General features: G+C 65.6%; 17 protein-coding genes. 5 read left to right on the top strand and 12 right to left on the bottom strand.

What is annotated here, in order from left to right; all coding sequences use genetic code 11:
• The first annotated feature begins 77 nt into the window (after positions 1–77).
• Positions 78–2,189, top strand: a complete 2,112-nt coding sequence (fusA, locus tag FOC84_RS08720; protein ID WP_173144067.1) for an elongation factor G — start codon at positions 78–80, stop codon at positions 2,187–2,189.
• A 7-nt stretch (positions 2,190–2,196) separates the two neighbouring features.
• On the opposite strand, the gene FOC84_RS08715 is transcribed toward fusA, so the two are convergent.
• Entirely contained in the window at positions 2,197–3,096 is a 900-nt protein-coding gene (locus tag FOC84_RS08715; RefSeq protein WP_173144066.1) for a DMT family transporter, read from the bottom strand.
• Positions 3,097–3,397: 301 nt separating this feature from the next.
• Here FOC84_RS08715 and FOC84_RS08710 point away from each other — a divergent pair, with 301 nt between their 5' ends.
• Entirely contained in the window at positions 3,398–3,868 is a 471-nt protein-coding gene (locus FOC84_RS08710; protein WP_088138347.1) for an Lrp/AsnC family transcriptional regulator, read from the top strand.
• Positions 3,869–3,896: 28 nt separating this feature from the next.
• On the opposite strand, the gene FOC84_RS08705 is transcribed toward FOC84_RS08710, so the two are convergent.
• Positions 3,897–4,706 (bottom strand): alpha/beta fold hydrolase, encoded by an 810-nt coding sequence (locus tag FOC84_RS08705; RefSeq protein WP_173144065.1) that lies wholly within the window; start codon positions 4,704–4,706, stop codon positions 3,897–3,899.
• Positions 4,707–4,835: 129 nt separating this feature from the next.
• Between FOC84_RS08705 and FOC84_RS08700 the strand changes: the two genes are divergently transcribed.
• Positions 4,836–5,333 carry a YbaK/EbsC family protein gene (locus FOC84_RS08700; RefSeq protein ID WP_173144064.1) on the top strand — a complete coding sequence of 166 codons (498 nt, stop codon included), beginning with the start codon at positions 4,836–4,838 and terminating at the stop codon, positions 5,331–5,333.
• Between the two features lie 67 nt (positions 5,334–5,400).
• Here FOC84_RS08700 and FOC84_RS08695 read toward each other — a convergent pair whose 3' ends face one another.
• From FOC84_RS08695 to FOC84_RS08650, 10 genes are all read right to left on the bottom strand, one after another.
• Positions 5,401–6,210 carry an ABC transporter ATP-binding protein gene (locus FOC84_RS08695; protein WP_173144063.1) on the bottom strand — a complete coding sequence of 270 codons (810 nt, stop codon included), beginning with the start codon at positions 6,208–6,210 and terminating at the stop codon, positions 5,401–5,403.
• The gene (locus FOC84_RS08690; RefSeq protein WP_173144062.1) at positions 6,207–7,250 is read right to left on the bottom strand and encodes a FecCD family ABC transporter permease; all 1,044 of its coding nucleotides are present in this window, start codon (positions 7,248–7,250) and stop codon (positions 6,207–6,209) included. The genes FOC84_RS08695 and FOC84_RS08690 overlap by 4 nt, the downstream gene beginning before the upstream one ends.
• Positions 7,250–7,939: a tol-pal system protein YbgF gene (gene ybgF / locus FOC84_RS08685; RefSeq protein WP_173144061.1), complete on the bottom strand. Its 690-nt coding sequence runs from the start codon at positions 7,937–7,939 to the stop codon at positions 7,250–7,252. Before ybgF ends, FOC84_RS08690 begins: the two co-directional genes overlap by 1 nt.
• Positions 7,940–8,025: 86 nt before the next feature.
• Complete coding sequence (gene pal / locus FOC84_RS08680) at positions 8,026–8,526, bottom strand: peptidoglycan-associated lipoprotein Pal (RefSeq protein WP_013391490.1); 501 nt, start codon at positions 8,524–8,526, stop codon at positions 8,026–8,028.
• A gap of 31 nt (positions 8,527–8,557) precedes the next feature.
• The gene (tolB, locus tag FOC84_RS08675) at positions 8,558–9,880 is read right to left on the bottom strand and encodes a Tol-Pal system beta propeller repeat protein TolB (RefSeq protein ID WP_173150022.1); all 1,323 of its coding nucleotides are present in this window, start codon (positions 9,878–9,880) and stop codon (positions 8,558–8,560) included.
• 16 nt (positions 9,881–9,896) lie between these two features.
• Positions 9,897–11,018, bottom strand: a complete 1,122-nt coding sequence (gene tolA, locus FOC84_RS08670) for a cell envelope integrity protein TolA (protein ID WP_173144060.1) — start codon at positions 11,016–11,018, stop codon at positions 9,897–9,899.
• Between the two features lie 39 nt (positions 11,019–11,057).
• Positions 11,058–11,516, bottom strand: coding sequence for a protein TolR (gene tolR / locus FOC84_RS08665; protein WP_059373013.1), 459 nt, complete (start codon positions 11,514–11,516; stop codon positions 11,058–11,060).
• Positions 11,516–12,196 carry a protein TolQ gene (tolQ, locus tag FOC84_RS08660; RefSeq protein WP_054458511.1) on the bottom strand — a complete coding sequence of 227 codons (681 nt, stop codon included), beginning with the start codon at positions 12,194–12,196 and terminating at the stop codon, positions 11,516–11,518. The genes tolR and tolQ overlap by 1 nt, the downstream gene beginning before the upstream one ends.
• A gap of 2 nt (positions 12,197–12,198) precedes the next feature.
• Positions 12,199–12,621, bottom strand: coding sequence for a tol-pal system-associated acyl-CoA thioesterase (gene ybgC, locus FOC84_RS08655; protein ID WP_173144059.1), 423 nt, complete (start codon positions 12,619–12,621; stop codon positions 12,199–12,201).
• Between the two features lie 53 nt (positions 12,622–12,674).
• Entirely contained in the window at positions 12,675–14,402 is a 1,728-nt protein-coding gene (locus FOC84_RS08650) for a proline--tRNA ligase (protein WP_173144058.1), read from the bottom strand.
• 65 nt (positions 14,403–14,467) lie between these two features.
• On the opposite strand from FOC84_RS08650, the gene FOC84_RS08645 reads away from it, so the two are divergent.
• Positions 14,468–15,040, top strand: coding sequence for an RNA pyrophosphohydrolase (locus FOC84_RS08645; protein WP_013391497.1), 573 nt, complete (start codon positions 14,468–14,470; stop codon positions 15,038–15,040).
• Entirely contained in the window at positions 15,021–15,707 is a 687-nt protein-coding gene (locus FOC84_RS08640) for a response regulator (protein WP_008157866.1), read from the top strand. The genes FOC84_RS08645 and FOC84_RS08640 overlap by 20 nt, the downstream gene beginning before the upstream one ends.
• The last annotated feature ends 26 nt before the right edge of the window (positions 15,708–15,733 follow it).

Raw genomic sequence — 15,733 nt, 5'->3', positions numbered from 1 at the left:
CGGCATGGCGCCCGCCGCGGCAAGGCCCGGTCGGGCTTGCCGTCTTCGCCCGGTAGTTCACTGCAAGGGAAGAGGCCATGACTCGCAAGACGCGTATCGAGCTATACCGCAATATCGGCATCAGCGCCCATATCGACGCGGGCAAAACGACGACCACCGAGCGCATCCTCTTCTATACCGGCATCACCCACAAGATCGGCGAGGTGCACGATGGCGCCGCCGTGATGGACTGGATGGAGCAGGAGCAGGAGCGCGGCATCACCATCACGTCGGCCGCCACCACCGCCTTCTGGAAGGGCATGGCGGGCAATTATCCCGAACACCGCATCAACATCATCGACACGCCGGGCCACGTCGACTTCACCATCGAGGTCGAGCGTTCCATGCGCGTGCTGGATGGCGCGGTCATGGTCTACGACGCCGTGGGCGGTGTGCAGCCGCAGTCCGAAACCGTCTGGCGCCAGGCCAACAAGTACAAGGTGCCGCGCCTGGCCTTCGTCAACAAGATGGACCGCGTTGGCGCGGACTTCCTGCGCGTGCAGCGCCAGATCGCCGAACGCCTGAAGGGCGACGCCGTGCCCATCCAGCTGCCGGTGGGCGCCGAGGACCATTTCGAAGGCGTGATCGACCTGGTCAAGATGAAGGCCATCATCTGGGACGAGGCCAGCCAGGGCGTGCGCTTCGAGTACCGCGACATTCCCGCCGCGATGCAGGCCCAGGCCCAGGAATGGCATGACAAGATGGTGGAGAAGGCCGCCGAAGCCAACGAGACCCTGCTGGAAAAATACCTGTCCGGCGAACCGCTGACCGAGGACGAAATCAAGCAGGGCCTGCGCATGCGCACGGTCGCCAACGAAATCGTGCCCATGCTCTGTGGCAGCGCATTCAAGAACAAGGGCGTGCAGGCCATGCTGGACGCGGTCATCGACTATATGCCCTCGCCGGTGGACGTGCCCGCGATCAAGGGCCACGACCAGCGCGACCGCGATATCGAACGCCATCCCACCGATAACGAACCGTTCTCGGCCTTGGCCTTCAAAATCATGACGGATCCGTTTGTCGGCCAACTGGTGTTCTTCCGCGTCTATTCCGGCGTGGTGAAGTCGGGCGACTCCGTCTTCAACCCCATCAAGGAAAAGAAGGAAAGGCTGGGCCGCATCCTGCAGATGCACGCCAACGAACGGCGCGAGATCACCGAGGTTTACGCGGGCGACATCGCGGCGGCGGTGGGCATCAAGGACGTCACCACCGGCGACACGCTGACCGATCCGGCCCACATCATCATCCTGGAACGCATGGTGTTTCCGGAGCCCGTCATTTCCCAGGCCGTGGAGCCCAAGACCAAGGCCGACCAGGAAAAAATGGGCATCGCGCTGGGTCGCCTGGCGCAGGAGGATCCGTCCTTCCGCGTGCGCACGGACGAGGAATCCGGGCAGACCATCATTTCCGGCATGGGCGAGCTGCACCTGGAAATCCTGGTCGACCGCATGAAGCGTGAGTTCGGCGTCGAAGCCACCGTGGGCAAGCCCCAGGTCGCGTATCGCGAGACTATCCGCAAGACCTGCAACGAGGTCGAAGGCAAGTTCGTCAAGCAATCGGGCGGGCGCGGCCAGTACGGCCATGTGGTGCTCAAGCTGGAGCCGCAGGAGCCCGGCAAGGGCTATGAATTCGTCGACGCCATCAAGGGTGGCGTGGTGCCGCGCGAATTCATTCCGGCCGTCGACAAGGGCATACGCGAAGCGCTGAACGCCGGCATACTGGCAGGCTATCCCGTGGTGGACGTGAAGGCGACGCTGTTCTTCGGCTCGTACCACGACGTGGACTCGAACGAGAACGCCTTCAAGATGGCGGGCTCGATGGCCTTCAAGGAAGGCATGCGGCGCGCGGATCCGGTGCTGCTGGAGCCCATGATGCACGTGGAGGTGGAAACGCCCGAGGACTTCACCGGCAACGTGATGGGCGATTTGTCCTCGCGGCGCGGCATGGTGCAGGGCATGGAGGACATGGCCGGGGGCAGCGGCAAGCTGGTAAAGGCCGAGGTGCCGCTGGCAGAGATGTTCGGCTATTCCACTTCGCTGCGTTCGCTGACGCAGGGGCGCGCGACCTACAGCATGGAATTCAAGCACTATGCCGAGGCGCCGCGCCAGGTGGCGCAGGAAGTGATGGCGGCCCAGGGCTCGGGCCGCTGAGCCCGTCTCAGGCGGGGGCGGCGGCCGTGGCCGCCGCCGCGCGCATGCGCGACGAGGCCAGCTTCACGCCCAGCAGGATCATCACGAAGCCGTAGGCATGGAACAGCTGCGGGGCCTCGCCCAGCAGCGGCCAGGCCAGCAGCGCGGCATAGACCGGCACCAGGAACATCGACAGTCCCGCCGTGGCCGGGCCGGCCTGGCTGATCAGGCGGCCGTATACGTAGTACGCGCCCAGGCTGGGCACTACCGCCAGGAACAGCAGCACCGCGGCCAGGCGCGGATCGCCCCAGGGCGGCGTGGCGCCGGCCGCGGCCTCGATGGCGGCAAACGGCGCCAGCGCCAGCACGCCACCCAGCATCAGGGTCGCCAGCCGGGCGCTGTCCGGCACTGCGGGCAGGCTCAAGCGCTTTTGCAGCACGGTGTAGAAGGCCCAGCCGGTGGCGGCCAGCAACACCCAGAGGTCGCCCTGGCCAAAATCCAGGCGGGCCAGCGTCTGCGCGTCGCCGCGCGCCAGCACCACCAGCACGCCGCCCAGCGCCAACACCAGGCCCGCGCCGCGCAGGGCGGACAGCGGCTTGCGCCAGATGATGGCTTCCAGCAGCGCCACCAGGATGGGGCTGCATGAAAAGATCAACGCGATATTGGTCGCGCTGGTGTTCTGGGCGCCGATGTATTGCGGCGCCACGGCCACGCCCATGCCCAGCACCGCCAGCGGCGCCAGCGAGGGCAGGGCGCGCCATAGCGTCCTGCGATGCGCGCGCAGGGCGGGCGCGGCCAGCGGCAGCAGGATCAACAGGGCGATCAGCCAGCGGCCGAAGGCCAGGAAAACAGGGGGGAGGGTGGCGTCATGGGCCCAGCGGGCCGCCACCATGTTGGAGGCGAAGAGCGCCGGAGCGGCGAAAAGCATGGCTGTGCCGGAAAGGCCCAGGCCGGTTCTTGCGGGTGCTGCTGCTGCGAGAGACATGGTTTCCTGCCGCGCGGATCGGCGCGCGGCGTGCTGCGTTGATACTGCCGGCGTCCGTGCCGGGTTGTGCCGCAGCGGGGACGCCGAAATCGGACGGCCGGGATAGGTGACCGTCTTGCTGGAAAGTCTACGGGCAGGAAAGCAAAATAGGTTTCCTGATTCACGCCATATGCGCGGAATCTGGAAAATATCTGTCTAGTAGAATTCGATTTTTCAGAGATATTCTCTTCGTTCTGCGCCAGCCATGTCCACGCCTCCAAAAATCGACGAAACCGACCGCAAGATCCTGCGCGCGTTGCGCGCGGACGGACGCCTCACCAACCTGAAGCTGGCCGAGCAGGTAGGCCTGTCGCCCACGCCATGCTGGAACCGGGTCAAGGCGCTGGAAGAGGCGGGCGTGATCGAGGGCTATGCGGCCCTTTTGAACCAGAAGGCGCTGGGCCTGCCGGACACCGTCATGATCGAGGTGACGCTGGAGCATCACGACGACGATACGCTGGCGCGCTTCGGCGAAGAGATCACGCGGTTGCCGGAAGTGGTCGAGGCCTTTCTCGTGACGGGCGAATACGACTATCTGATCAAGGTGGCGGTGGCGGGCACCGAAGGCTACGAGGAATTCCTGCGCAAGCGGCTGTACAAGCTGCGCGGCGTGCGGCACAGCCGTTCCACCTTCGTGTTGCGGCGTTTGAAGCACACGCCTTCGGTCGAGCCCTGAGGCGTGCCGCGGCCGGGCAGCGCCGGTGTCAGCCGTTGATGAATGCCTCGATGGCGCCGTTGAAGGCGCGCGGATTGCCCAGGTTCATGCCGTGCGACGATCCGGTGATGGTCACGCGTTGCGCTTGCGGCAGCCATTGCGACAGGGCGTCCAGCACGGCCGGATAGGGCGCGGGGCTGAGGGCGCCGCCGATCAGCAGGGTCGGCAGTTTCAGCGTGCCGATCTGCGCGGGCGTCAGCGCCTCGGGCTTTTCCTCGGCCTGCCCGAATAGCGTGCCGACGTTGTCGCGCACCATCTCCTTGAACCACGGCACCATGCGTTGCCAGGTGTCGGGGCCGGTCACGGTATCGACGAACAACGCCAGGCCGTCTTCGATCTCACCGTCGCGGATGAGCGCCAGCGCACGCTGGCGAAAGCCGCCGCGCAGGTCGTCGTCGCCAGGCAGCGGCAGGCCCGGATCGGCCAGAGTCAGGCTGCGCAGCGCGCTGGGCTGCTGCAGCGCCGCTTCCAGCGCCACGCGGCCGCCGCGGGAATGGCCCACCAGATGGGCCGGCTCGCCCGCCACGGTATCGATGAATTCCAGCACGTCGCTGGCATGCTGCTCGATCGAAAAGCCGTCGCCTTCGCCGTCCCAGGTCTCCGGCCAGTAGCGGCGCAGGCAGACCGCCAGCACGCGGAACGACTTGCCCAGCGGCGCCATCTGCGACTTCCAGTAGCGGCAGTCGGACAGAGAGCCATGCACCAGCACCAGGGGCGTGCCGCTGCCGTACTCGGTGTAGGACAGGGCGTAGCCGCCGACCAAGGCGGTTTGCAGGGGCAGGACGGGTTCGGAACGCATGGGTGTCGTATGGGAAAGCCAGGAGCGCATTCTAGCCCGCTGGCGCGGCGCTCCGGCGCTGATAAACTCGTTTTCCGATGCGCTGGCGCGCTGCCCGCGCCGATTTCCCATTTCAATGGAGCCGCCCTGATGTCCCCAGAGTCTCTTGCCGCCTTGCCCGAATCCGCCCAGCGCGTCGCGCGCCTGCTGCTGGAATTGGGGCATGACAAGCCCGTGGTCGTCCTGCCGCAAACCGGCAAGACCTCGGCGGAAGCGGCGGCGGGGCTAGGCTGCGAGGTCGCGCAGATCGCCAAGTCCATCATCTTCCGGCGCGCTTCGGATAACGCCCCGGTGCTGGTCATCGCCAGCGGCGCGAACCGCGTGGACGAGGCCAAGGTGGCCTCGCAGGTGGGCGGGCTGGCCAAGGCGGACGCGAAGTTCGTGCGCGACATGACCGGCTATGCGATCGGCGGCGTGTGCCCCATCGGCCATGCGGTCAAGCCGGTGATGCTGCTGGACGCGGATCTCTTCAACTACGACAGCCTGTGGGCTGCAGCCGGGCATCCGCATGCGGTGTTCAACCTGACCCCGCGGCAGCTGGCGGACATGACCGGCGCGCCGGTCGTGGACGTGGCGTTGCGCGCCTGAATCCCGGGGCAGGGTCGGCTTCGGCGTGCGGGGCGCGCCTGGTCCGTTAGCCAACGGCCTGCCGCAATCAGTGCGGATGCGCTTCCAGCCCGTCGATCAGCACCTGCCGCAAGCCGCGCGAGCAAGTCTCCACGCGGCCTTCTACCCCGTACACGGCGGCCAGCGAGGCCGGCGTGATCACGTCTCCCGGCAGGCCTGCGGCATGCAGCCGGCCATCATGGATCATGACCGCCCGGTCGGCATGCTGTAGCGCCACGTTCAGGTCGTGCAGCACGATGATGCTGATCAGGCCGTGTTCCCTGGTTTCCTGCCGCAGCAGCCGCATGACGTGGAACTGATAGTTCAGGTCCAGCGCCGACAGGGGCTCATCCAGTAGCAGCACGCGCGGATGCCGGATCAGCGCCTGCGCCAGTCCGACCAGCTGCTTCTGTCCGCCGGATAGCGAGTCCAGGTATTGCAACGCCAGGTGGGCAATGCCCAGCCGTTCCAGCAACCGGTCTATGGCCTGCATGTCCACCGGCGTGCCCAGACCGTCGCCGGCCTTGGCCGCCACCAGCACGGATTCGAATACGCGCAAGTGCACGGCCGCGGGCAGGCCCTGGGGCAGGTAGACCACGTGGCGGGCGCGTTCGCCGAAGCTCTGGCGGATCAAGTCCTGACCGTCCAGCTGGACGCCGCCGGCGCGCACGCGGACCAGGCCGGCCAAGGCTTTGAGGAGCGTGGACTTGCCGCTGCCGTTGGGGCCGAGCAGGGCGGTCAGCTGGCCGGCGGGCAGTTCGGGTATCGACAGCCCGTGCAGCACGTCCGTACGCCCGTAGCCGGCCGTCAGGCCGCGCACGGCAAGCGCGAGTGCGGGTGCGGGGTGGGACTCGATCATGGCATCTGCCGGCGCAGCACGACCGACGCAAAGAAGGGGATGCCGACCAGCGCGGTCACGATGCCCACCGGCACGATCACGCCCGGCATGAGGTTCTTCGAGGCGATCGACGCCAGCGACAGGATTACCGCGCCAACCAGCGCGCTGCCCGGCAGGAAGAATCGATGGTCCTCGCCAAACAGCCGCCGCGCAATGTGCGGCGCGACCAGGCCGATAAAGCCTATGGTGCCGACAAAGGCCACCGCCAGCGCCGACAGCAGACTGACCCGGGCCAGCGCCGCGACGCGCACGCGGCGCACATCCACGCCGAAGCTCGCGGCGCGGTCCTCGCCCAGCCGCAGCGCGGTCAGTTTCCAGGATTGGCGCATGGCCAGCGGCAGCGCCACGGCAAAGGCCGCCGCCAGCACGCCGACCGTGGTCCAGCTGGAGCGCGACAGGCTGCCCATGGTCCAGAACACCAGGTTCTGCAGCGCCTCGGCGCTGGCCATGAACTGCACCAGCGACACCAGCGCATTGAAGGTGAACAGCATGGCGATGCCGAACAGCACCACGCCCGAGGTATTCATGCCGCCCCAGCGCGTCACGGCGTCCAGCATCAGCGCCGCCAGCAGCGCGAACAGGAAGGCGTTGCCCGCCACCAGCCAGCCGGCGGGGACGCCGGGCACGCCTAGCTGCAGCACGATGGCCAGCGAGGCGCCAAAGGCCGCGGCGGACGACACCCCCAGCGTGAACGGGCTGGCCAAGGGGTTGTTCAGGATGGTCTGCATTTCCGCGCCCGCCATCCCCAGCGCCATGCCGACCAGCGCGGCCATCAGCGCGGAGGGCAGGCGGATGTCCCACACGATCACGCGGGTGGTCGGATCGGCCGAGGCAGGATGGGTGAGCGTGCGCCACAGCTCGCCCCAGGGTAGGCCCGAGGGACCCACCGTGAAGTCGGCCAGCAGCGCAATGAAAAGCGCCGCCAGCAGCAGGGCGATAAGCCCTGCCCGGCGGCGCAGGATGTGCCGGTAAGCGGCAACCGCGCTTGCGGCAGGCGGCATTACTGCAGCAGCTGCAGGCGGCTCTTGGCCGTGCTGGCTGCCGGCGTGGTCGGGTAGTCGCGGACGATGCGCTGCAGCGTGGTCTTGGCGCCGGCGCGGTTGTTCATTTCGATCTGGCTGCCGGCGATGACCAGCAAGGCATCCGGCGCGCGCGCGTTGTCCGGGGCCTTCTGCACCATGGCGTTCAGCTGCTCGATGGCGCCCTTGAAATCCTTCAGCGCGTAGCGGCTGCTGCCCAGGTAGAACTGGGCGCTGGGCGCGAGCTGGCTGGCGGGATACAGGGCAGTGAACGCAGCCAGCGATTCGGACGCTTCCTTGTATTGGCCCTTGCGGAACAGATCGATCGCGCCGTCATAGGCGGCCTGTTCCTGGGGATCGCCGGCGGAGGCTCCCGGAGGATTGGCGCTGCCCGCCGCGCCGCCCGGCTTGGCCGAGGGCTGCTGGCGCGACACCAGTTCGAGCTGGTCGCGCAGTTGGGCCACTTCCTGCTGCAAGGCCTGGATCTGGTCGGCCAACTGCAGCTTGGCGCGCTGGCTTTGTTCGTTCTGCTGCTGCACCTGTTGGCGCAAATCCAGGATGGCCCGGCGGGCTTCATCGTCGGAAAAAGCGTGGGCGGGCGCCGCAAGGGTCGCAAGCACCAAGCCGGTGGCCGCAATCAGAGGACGCAGGGACAGAACGTTATCGCGCATGAAAATTCCCGGGTATAAAAGCAAACGTCGGGACGGCCGGTTGACCGTCCCGACGCGTGGTAGGGCTCTAGACTATACGAAAAAGCTTAGCGGCGATAAACGATATCGGCGCGGCGGTTTTCCGCAAAGTCGGCTTCCGACGTGCCCGTCGACTTCGGCTTTTCTTTACCGAAGCTGATGGTTTCGATCTGGTTGTCGCTGACGCCCAGCAGGGTCATCATGCGGCGCACAGCGTCGGCACGGCGCTGGCCCAGGGCCAGGTTGTATTCAGCGCCGCCGCGTTCGTCGGTGTTGCCTTCGATCTTGATGGTCTGCTGCTGATGCGAGGCCAGGTACTTGGCGTGGGTTTCGACCAAGCTGCGGTACTGGTCCGACACCGTGTAGCTGTCGAAGTCAAAGTACACCGAGCGCTGTTGCGCCAGGATGCTTTGGGGGTTGAAGGGATCAAGGATCTGGCCAGAGGCCGAGGATCCTTGGCCAGCGCCTCCACCCTGACCCGCTTTATCGTCGAGAGGGACGGAGCTGCAAGCTGCCAGGGCGGCAGCCAGAGCGGCGATGGTTAGGCTTTTGGCAATGCGCGACTTCATGATAGTTCCTTTGCAAAGAGAGTCACACGTGTTATCGGGTAAATGGGCCCCAAGTCGGTTCACGTATTTCCCCATTCAGTACCGAAAGCGTCTGCCGTACGCGGCCATCGCTCGAGACACCAGCAAGCACGCTACGGCCATTTTGGATGGCGGCGTAAAGGACTTGCATTCCATTCGGCGCAAAACTCGGGGACTGATCGTCACGACCATCAGTCAACAAGGTCTCGGAGCCTGAGGACAGGTTCAACGATGCGATTCGAAACGCGCCGTCGCGTCTTGCAACGTACAGTAGCGTCGATCCATCGGGGGAAATTCGGGGTGATATGTTGTAACCACCATTAAACGTGAGGCGGCGTGCTTCGCCACCACTCGAGCCGGTCTGGTAGATCTGCGGCCCGCCGCTGCGGTCACTCGTAAAGATAATGGAAGCACCGTCTGGCGTAAAGCTCGGTTCGGTGTCAATCCCGGGAGAACGCGTAACTCGGGTCGGATTCGAGCCGTCGGTCGCGCCAACGATGTAAATTTGCGACAAACCGTCACGGGTCAGAGCCACCGCCAGCTTGCTGCCATCGGGCGACCAACCGGGTGCGCTGTTGTTGCCCTTGAAGTTGGCGACAGGCGAACGGGCGCTGGTCGCCAGATTGTGCACGTAGACGACAGGTTTGCCGGATTCGAAGCTCACATAGGCGAGCTTGGAGCCATCGGGCGACCAGGACGGCGAAATGATGGGCTCGCGCGAACGCAAGGCGACCTGCGGGTTCTGCCCGTCGGCGTCCGCCACCTGCAGTTCGTAGGTGGCGCCCTTCTTCAGCACGTACGCGATACGGGTCGAGAAGACGCCCTTAACGCCGGTGATCTTCTCGTAAATGCGGTCGGCGATCTGGTGCGCCACGCGGCGCAGTTCCTGCTCCGTGCCCGAGAACGCCACACCGTCCAGCTGGCCCTTCTTGACCGTGTCGGCCAGGCGGTAGCGGACGTCGTAGCGGCCGTCGGCGCCGCGCGTGATGCTGCCGTAGGCGATGAAGTCGGCGCCCTTGCCGCGCCAGTCGTCATGGGCGATGGGAGAGTCCACGTTCAGGCCGGAACCGGCGGCGTTGATCAGGCGGAACTGGCCCGTGCGGGTCAGGTCGGCGCGGATGACTTCGGCCAGGGCGCGGCCATGGGTGTCGTCGACGGCGAAATCGGCGATGGCCACGGGGTATTGGGTGGCGCCGGTACCGGAAATATCGACGCGCAGCTGCGCATGGGCGGGCTTGATGGCCATCAGGCAGGCCAGGGTCAGCATCAGCAGCCCGAGTCCATACGATCGCCAGAGAGCGAGGGGGGGTACTCGTCGGCTATAAGCGGGAGTCATATTCATCAATCTCCTGTCAATCATACATTCTGTACACAACGTCAATAATGGGTTCGTAGCGGCCCGTCGAGGGCTTCGGGAAGGGGTTGCAACGGCGGATGCCCGTCTCGACCGCGCGGTCGAAGCCGACATTGCCCGAAGAACTGGTCAAGGTGACGCCATTGACCTTCCCGTCGGAACCTAACTGTACCCGGTATTGTGCCGTGGGATTTTCCGATCCGTTGCGGGCCGGGGGCGGATAAGCCACCCCGGGTTGCACGCAGGCGCGGACCTTGGCGCCATAGCCGCTGTCGCGTCCGCCGCCCGCCTGGTTGCGGTCGGCCGTGCCGCCGGGAATGCCGGCGGCGCCCAGGGCGTCGTTGCGGAAGGCATCCTTCAGCGCCTTGTCGGCGGCGGCCTTCTTGGCGGCTTCTTCCTTGGCCTTCTTCTCGGCCGCGGCTTTTTTCTCGGCGGCCGCCTTCTCGGCGGCCGCCTTTTCAGCCTTTTCCTCCGCAGCCTTGTCGGCAGCGGCCTTTTCGGCAGCAGCCTTTTCCGCCGCGGCCTTCTTGGCGGCGTCGTCCTTGGCCTTCTTCTCGGCGGCAGCCTTGTCGGCGGCGGCTTTCTCGGCGGCCTTTTCGGCGGCAGCCTTTTCAGCGGCCTGGCGTTCCTGCTCCAGGCGCTTCTTTTCCTTCAGCTCGGCCTGCTTGCGCTCTTCGTCGAGGCGCGCCTTTTCCTTGGCGGCTTCGGCGGCCTGGCGCGCCTTTTCCTCTTGCTCGCGCTTCTTCTTGGCTTCCTGCAGCGCGATCTCGGGGTCGACTTCCTCGGTCTTGGGCTGGGCTTGGGGCTCGGGCTCGGGCTTGGGGGGCGGCGGCGGGGGAGGCTCGGGCGCCTTTTCAGGCTCCGGCTTCGGTTCCGGCTTGGGCTGCGGCTTAGGGGGTTCGGGTTGCGGCGTGGGCGGCGGGGAGTCGGGCGAGTTGCCGTCTGCCCAGAGTTGCACCTGCACGGGGCCGGGGCTCTCGGAGCGCCAGTTCACGCCAAAGATCAAGACGATCAGCAGCAGCACGTGCACGGCCACGGCCAGGATCATCGCCTTCCGGTTGTCGTGGTTGGGCGGGGTGGCCGGGGGGCCGCTGCGGTGTCGGATTATGGGTGGCGTCATGAGCGTTGCATGCCGGCGGCGCCGGCGGAAGGCGTCGCGTTAGCGTTTTTTCGCGGGTGCGGGCTGGGAAGCGCCGGCGGACTGGTCCACCAGCAGGCCCAGGCGGGTGATGCCGCTGGTGCGAAGTTCATCCATGACCTTCACGACCGTTTCGTAGGGCACCTTGCCGTCGGCGGCGATGACCACCGGGGTTTCCGCGGTAATGCGCGAACGCACCTGCGCCACCAGCTCGGGGCGCGCGATGTCCTGCATGGTGGCGCCGGGTTCGCGCATGCGCAGGGCGATCTTGCCGTCTTCCGAAATCTGGACTTCCAGCGGCTTGACCGGCACGTCCGAGGCCGCGCCGACCGAGGGCAGCTGGATCAGGCCGGGCGTGATGAGGGGAGCGGTCACCATGAAGATGACCAGCAGCACCAGCATCACGTCGATGTACGGCACCACGTTGATGTCGGCCTTCATGCGGCGGCCGGACCTGCCGCGTGAGCTTACCGAGGGCATTAGCGCACCTGCCGTTGCAGAATGTTCAGGAATTCATCGACGAAGCTGTCGAAACGGATCGAGATGCGATCGATGTCGTTCGTGAAGCGGTTGTAGGCGACCACGGCCGGAATTGCCGCGAACAGGCCGATGGCGGTGGCGATCAGCGCTTCCGCGATACCGGGAGCCACCGAGGCCAGCGTGGCCTGCTGCATGTTCGACAGGCCGATGAAGGCGTGCATGATCCCCCAGACCGTACCCAGCAGGCCGATGTAAGGGGACACGGAACCGGCCGAGGCCAGGAAGTTCAGGTGCGATTCCAGCGAATCCATCTCGCGCTGATAGGCGGCGCGCATGGCGCGGCGGGGGCCGTCCAGCAGGGCGGTGGCATCGCCGGAGGCGTTGCCGCGTCGGGCCTTCAGGAATTCGGTCATGCCGGCATCGAAGATGCGGGCCAGCGCGCCTTGCTCATCGCGGCGCGAGGCCACGGCCTGCTGCAGCATGGACAGGTCGCCGCCCGACCAGAAATCGTCTTCGAAGCGGCGGGTCTGGGCATGGGCCCGCTTGATCGCCAGCCGTTTGGCGAAGATGTAGGTCCAGGACATGATCGAAATGCCCAACAGCATCAGCATGATCAGCTGGACCGGCACGCTGGCGTGCGAAATCAGCGAAAGCAACGACATGTCGTTGGTGACTTGCATGGTTATTCCTGAATGAATTCCAGTTTGGCGCGAACGTCAGCCGGCAACTCCGCCGGCCGCATGTGAATGGCATCGACGCAGCAGACTTGGATGTTGCCTTCGGCAAGCAGTTCCCCGTCGCGTTCCGCGCGTTGCGCGAAGTGTATCGAAGCGCGGCCCAGTCGTGTGACTCGGCTGCGTATGGTAAGCAAATCGTCCAGCCTGGCCGGCTTGCGGTAAGACATGTCCAGGGAGCGGACAACGAATAGACGTTGCTCGCTGAGCGCCAGATTGGACTGGTTGACCCCCAGGTCGCGCAGCCACTCGGTGCGTGCGCGCTCCAGGAATTTCAAGTAGTTGGCGTAGAAAACCACTCCGCCTGCATCCGTGTCTTCGTAGTAGACACGGACCTGCAGGACGGATTCGGCGGACTTCGGATCGGTCACGATGGATAGGAAAGGGCAGTCGGGACGCGAAAAGTCCGTAGTTACTATAAGGTTTACAGCGTGTCGAGTTTCGTCAGCACGGCTTCAAGCGCGGACTCTACCGGAATCTTGGCCGCTTCGGTTTCCCGACGGGCCTGCAATTCCACCACACCATCGTTCAAGCCACGTTCTCCAACTGTTACACGCAAGGGCGCGCCGATCAGCTCCCATTCAGCAAACATCACGCCCGGACGGGCATCGCGGTCATCCAGGATGACGTCCACGCCGCGCGCCAGCAGGGATTCGTAGAGCTTCAGCGCGGTGTCACGCACAGTTTCACTTTTGCCCCAGCCGACCGGGCAGATTACCACCTCGAAGGGGGCGATCGCACGCGGCCAGATGATGCCGCGGGCGTCGTGGTTCTGCTCGATGGCCGCGCCCACGATGCGGGTCACGCCGATGCCGTAGCAGCCCATTTCCAGGACGGCGGGCTTGCCGGTCTCGTCCAGGAAGGTGGCCTTGAGGGCTTCGGAGTACTTCTTGCCCAGGTAGAAGACATGGCCCACTTCGATGCCGCGCTGGATCGACAGGGTGCCCTTGCCGTCCGGCGAGGGGTCGCCAGCGACCACGTTGCGCAGGTCCGCCACCAGTTCGGGCTCGGGCAGGTCGCGGCCCCAGTTCACGCCCTGGATGTGGAAGTCTTCCTTGTTCGCGCCGCAGACGAAATCGGCCATGTTGGCCACGGTGCGGTCGGCGATGACGTGCACGGGTCGGACGGTCTTGACCGGGCCCAGATAGCCGGGCTTGCAGCCGAAGGCTTCGACGATCTCGGTCTCCGTGGCGAAACGGAAGCCCGCCAGGCCGGGCAGCTTGCCAGCCTTGATTTCGTTGAGTTCGTGGTCGCCGCGCAGCAGCAGCAGCCAGATGTCGGCGCCTTTCTCGCCGTCGGTGGCCAGCACGATGGACTTGATCGTGCGTTCCAGCGGCAGGCCCAGCAGGCGGGCCACGTCCTCGCACTTGGCCGCGCCCGGCGTGGGCACTTCGGCCATGGCCTGGGCGGGTTCGGCGCGGGTGGCGTACAGGGCCACGGCCTCGGCCAGCTCGATGTTGGCGGCGTAGTCGGATTCGGCGTTGTAGACGAGCAGGTCTTCGCCGGTGTCGGCGATCACCTGGAATTCATGGCTGCGAGTGCCGCCGATCGAGCCCGTGTCAGCGGCCACGGCGCGGAATCCCAGGCCCAGGCGGCCGAAAATGCGCATGTAGGCGTTGAACATGGTGTCGTAGCTGGCCTGCGCGCCGGCTTCGTCGCGGTCGAAGGAATAGGCGTCCTTCATGGTGAATTCGCGTCCGCGCATCAGGCCGAAGCGCGGACGGCGCTCGTCCCGGAACTTGGTCTGGATGTGATAGAAGTTCACCGGCAGCTGACGATAGCTGTGGATTTCGTTGCGCGCGATGTCCGTGATGACTTCCTCGGACGTGGGCTGCAGCACGAAATCGCGCTGGTGCCGGTCCTTGATGCGCAGCAGCTCGGCGCCGTATTGCTCCCAGCGGCCGGACTCCTGCCAGAGCTCGGCCGGCTGGACCACCGGCATCAGCAGCTCGATCGCGCCCGCGGCGTTCATCTCGTCGCGCACGATGGCTTCGACCTTGCGGATGACTTTCAGCCCCAGGGGCATGTAGGTGTAGATGCCGCCCGCGAGCTTGCGGATCATCCCGGCCCGGGTCATCAGCTGGTGGCTGGCGACTTCGGCTTCGGAAGGGGCTTCTTTGAGGGTGTTGATGTGGTAGTTGGATGCGCGCATGTTTAAAGGTGGCAGCAGATACGTATAATCGACCGTAATTGTATTGAATTCGGTGGGGGTGGCCCATGCTTGACCGCGAAGGCTACCGCCCCAATGTCGGCATCATTCTCGTCAACGGTAGAAACGAGGTCTTTTGGGGCAAGCGTATCAGGGAACATGCCTGGCAGTTCCCCCAGGGCGGCATCAAATATGGCGAAAGCCCGGTGCAGGCCATGTATCGCGAACTCCATGAAGAGGTGGGCTTGAAGCCCGAGCATGTCCGTATTTTGGGGCGTACACGCGATTGGTTACGTTATAACGTGCCCGATCACTTCGTCCGGCGTGAGTGGCGCGGCCACTATAAAGGACAAAAGCAGATTTGGTTCTTGTTGCGCCTGGTAGGACGTGACAGCGATGTGTGCTTGCGCGCGACGCAGCATCCGGAATTCGATGCCTGGCGCTGGAGCCAGTATTGGGTGCCCCTGGACGCCGTGATCGAGTTCAAGCGCGATGTCTACACCCAGGCGCTGAACGAGCTGTCGGCTATCCTCTTCCGGCGCCATCACGAAACCCGCTACTTGCGCCAGCGGGTGCACGGGCAACGGGCGGCAGATAACCTGCCCGAAGGAACGGACGGTCATGCGCATATTGTTGGTTGAAGACGAACGGGACATGGCGTCCTGGTTGATGCGCGCGCTCGCCCAAAGCGGGTTCGTGCCGGACCACGCCGCCGACGCGCGCACCGCCGAAGCCTTCATGGCGGGCACGGAATACGACGCCATCGTCATGGACCTGCGCCTGCCCGACAAGCATGGGCTGGTGGTGCTGCGCGAAATGCGCAACCGCGACGACCGCACGCCCGTGCTGCTGCTGACTGCCCAGGGCGCCCTGCAGGACCGCGTGCGCGGCCTGAACCTGGGCGCGGACGATTTCCTCACCAAACCTTTCGCGCTCGAGGAACTCGAAGCGCGCCTGACGGCGCTGGTGCGCCGCAGCCGCGGCCGCCAGCATCCACGCCTGCAATGCGGTTCGCTGTCCTACGACAGCGAAAGCCGCGCCTTCACCCTGGACGGCTCGCTGCTGTTCCTGACCCCGCGCGAACATGCCGCCCTGGCGGCCTTGCTGACCCGCAGCGGCTATCCGGTGGATAAGTCCCAGCTGTTCGGCAAGGTTTTCACCCACGACAGCGAAGCCAATCCGGACGCCATCGAGGTCGTGCTGCACCGGCTGCGCAAGAAGCTGGCCGGTAGCGACGTGCGCATCGTCACCGTGCGCGGGCTGGGCTACATGCTGGAAAGCGTCGCCAGCGAGTCCGCGGAATCCTGAGTGAGGCTGCGGCTATCCGAGCTGCC

The organism is Achromobacter pestifer (assembly GCF_013267355.1).
Classification (GTDB): domain Bacteria; phylum Pseudomonadota; class Gammaproteobacteria; order Burkholderiales; family Burkholderiaceae_B; genus Achromobacter; species Achromobacter pestifer_A.
This window is presented reverse-complemented; position numbering and strand designations above follow the sequence as displayed.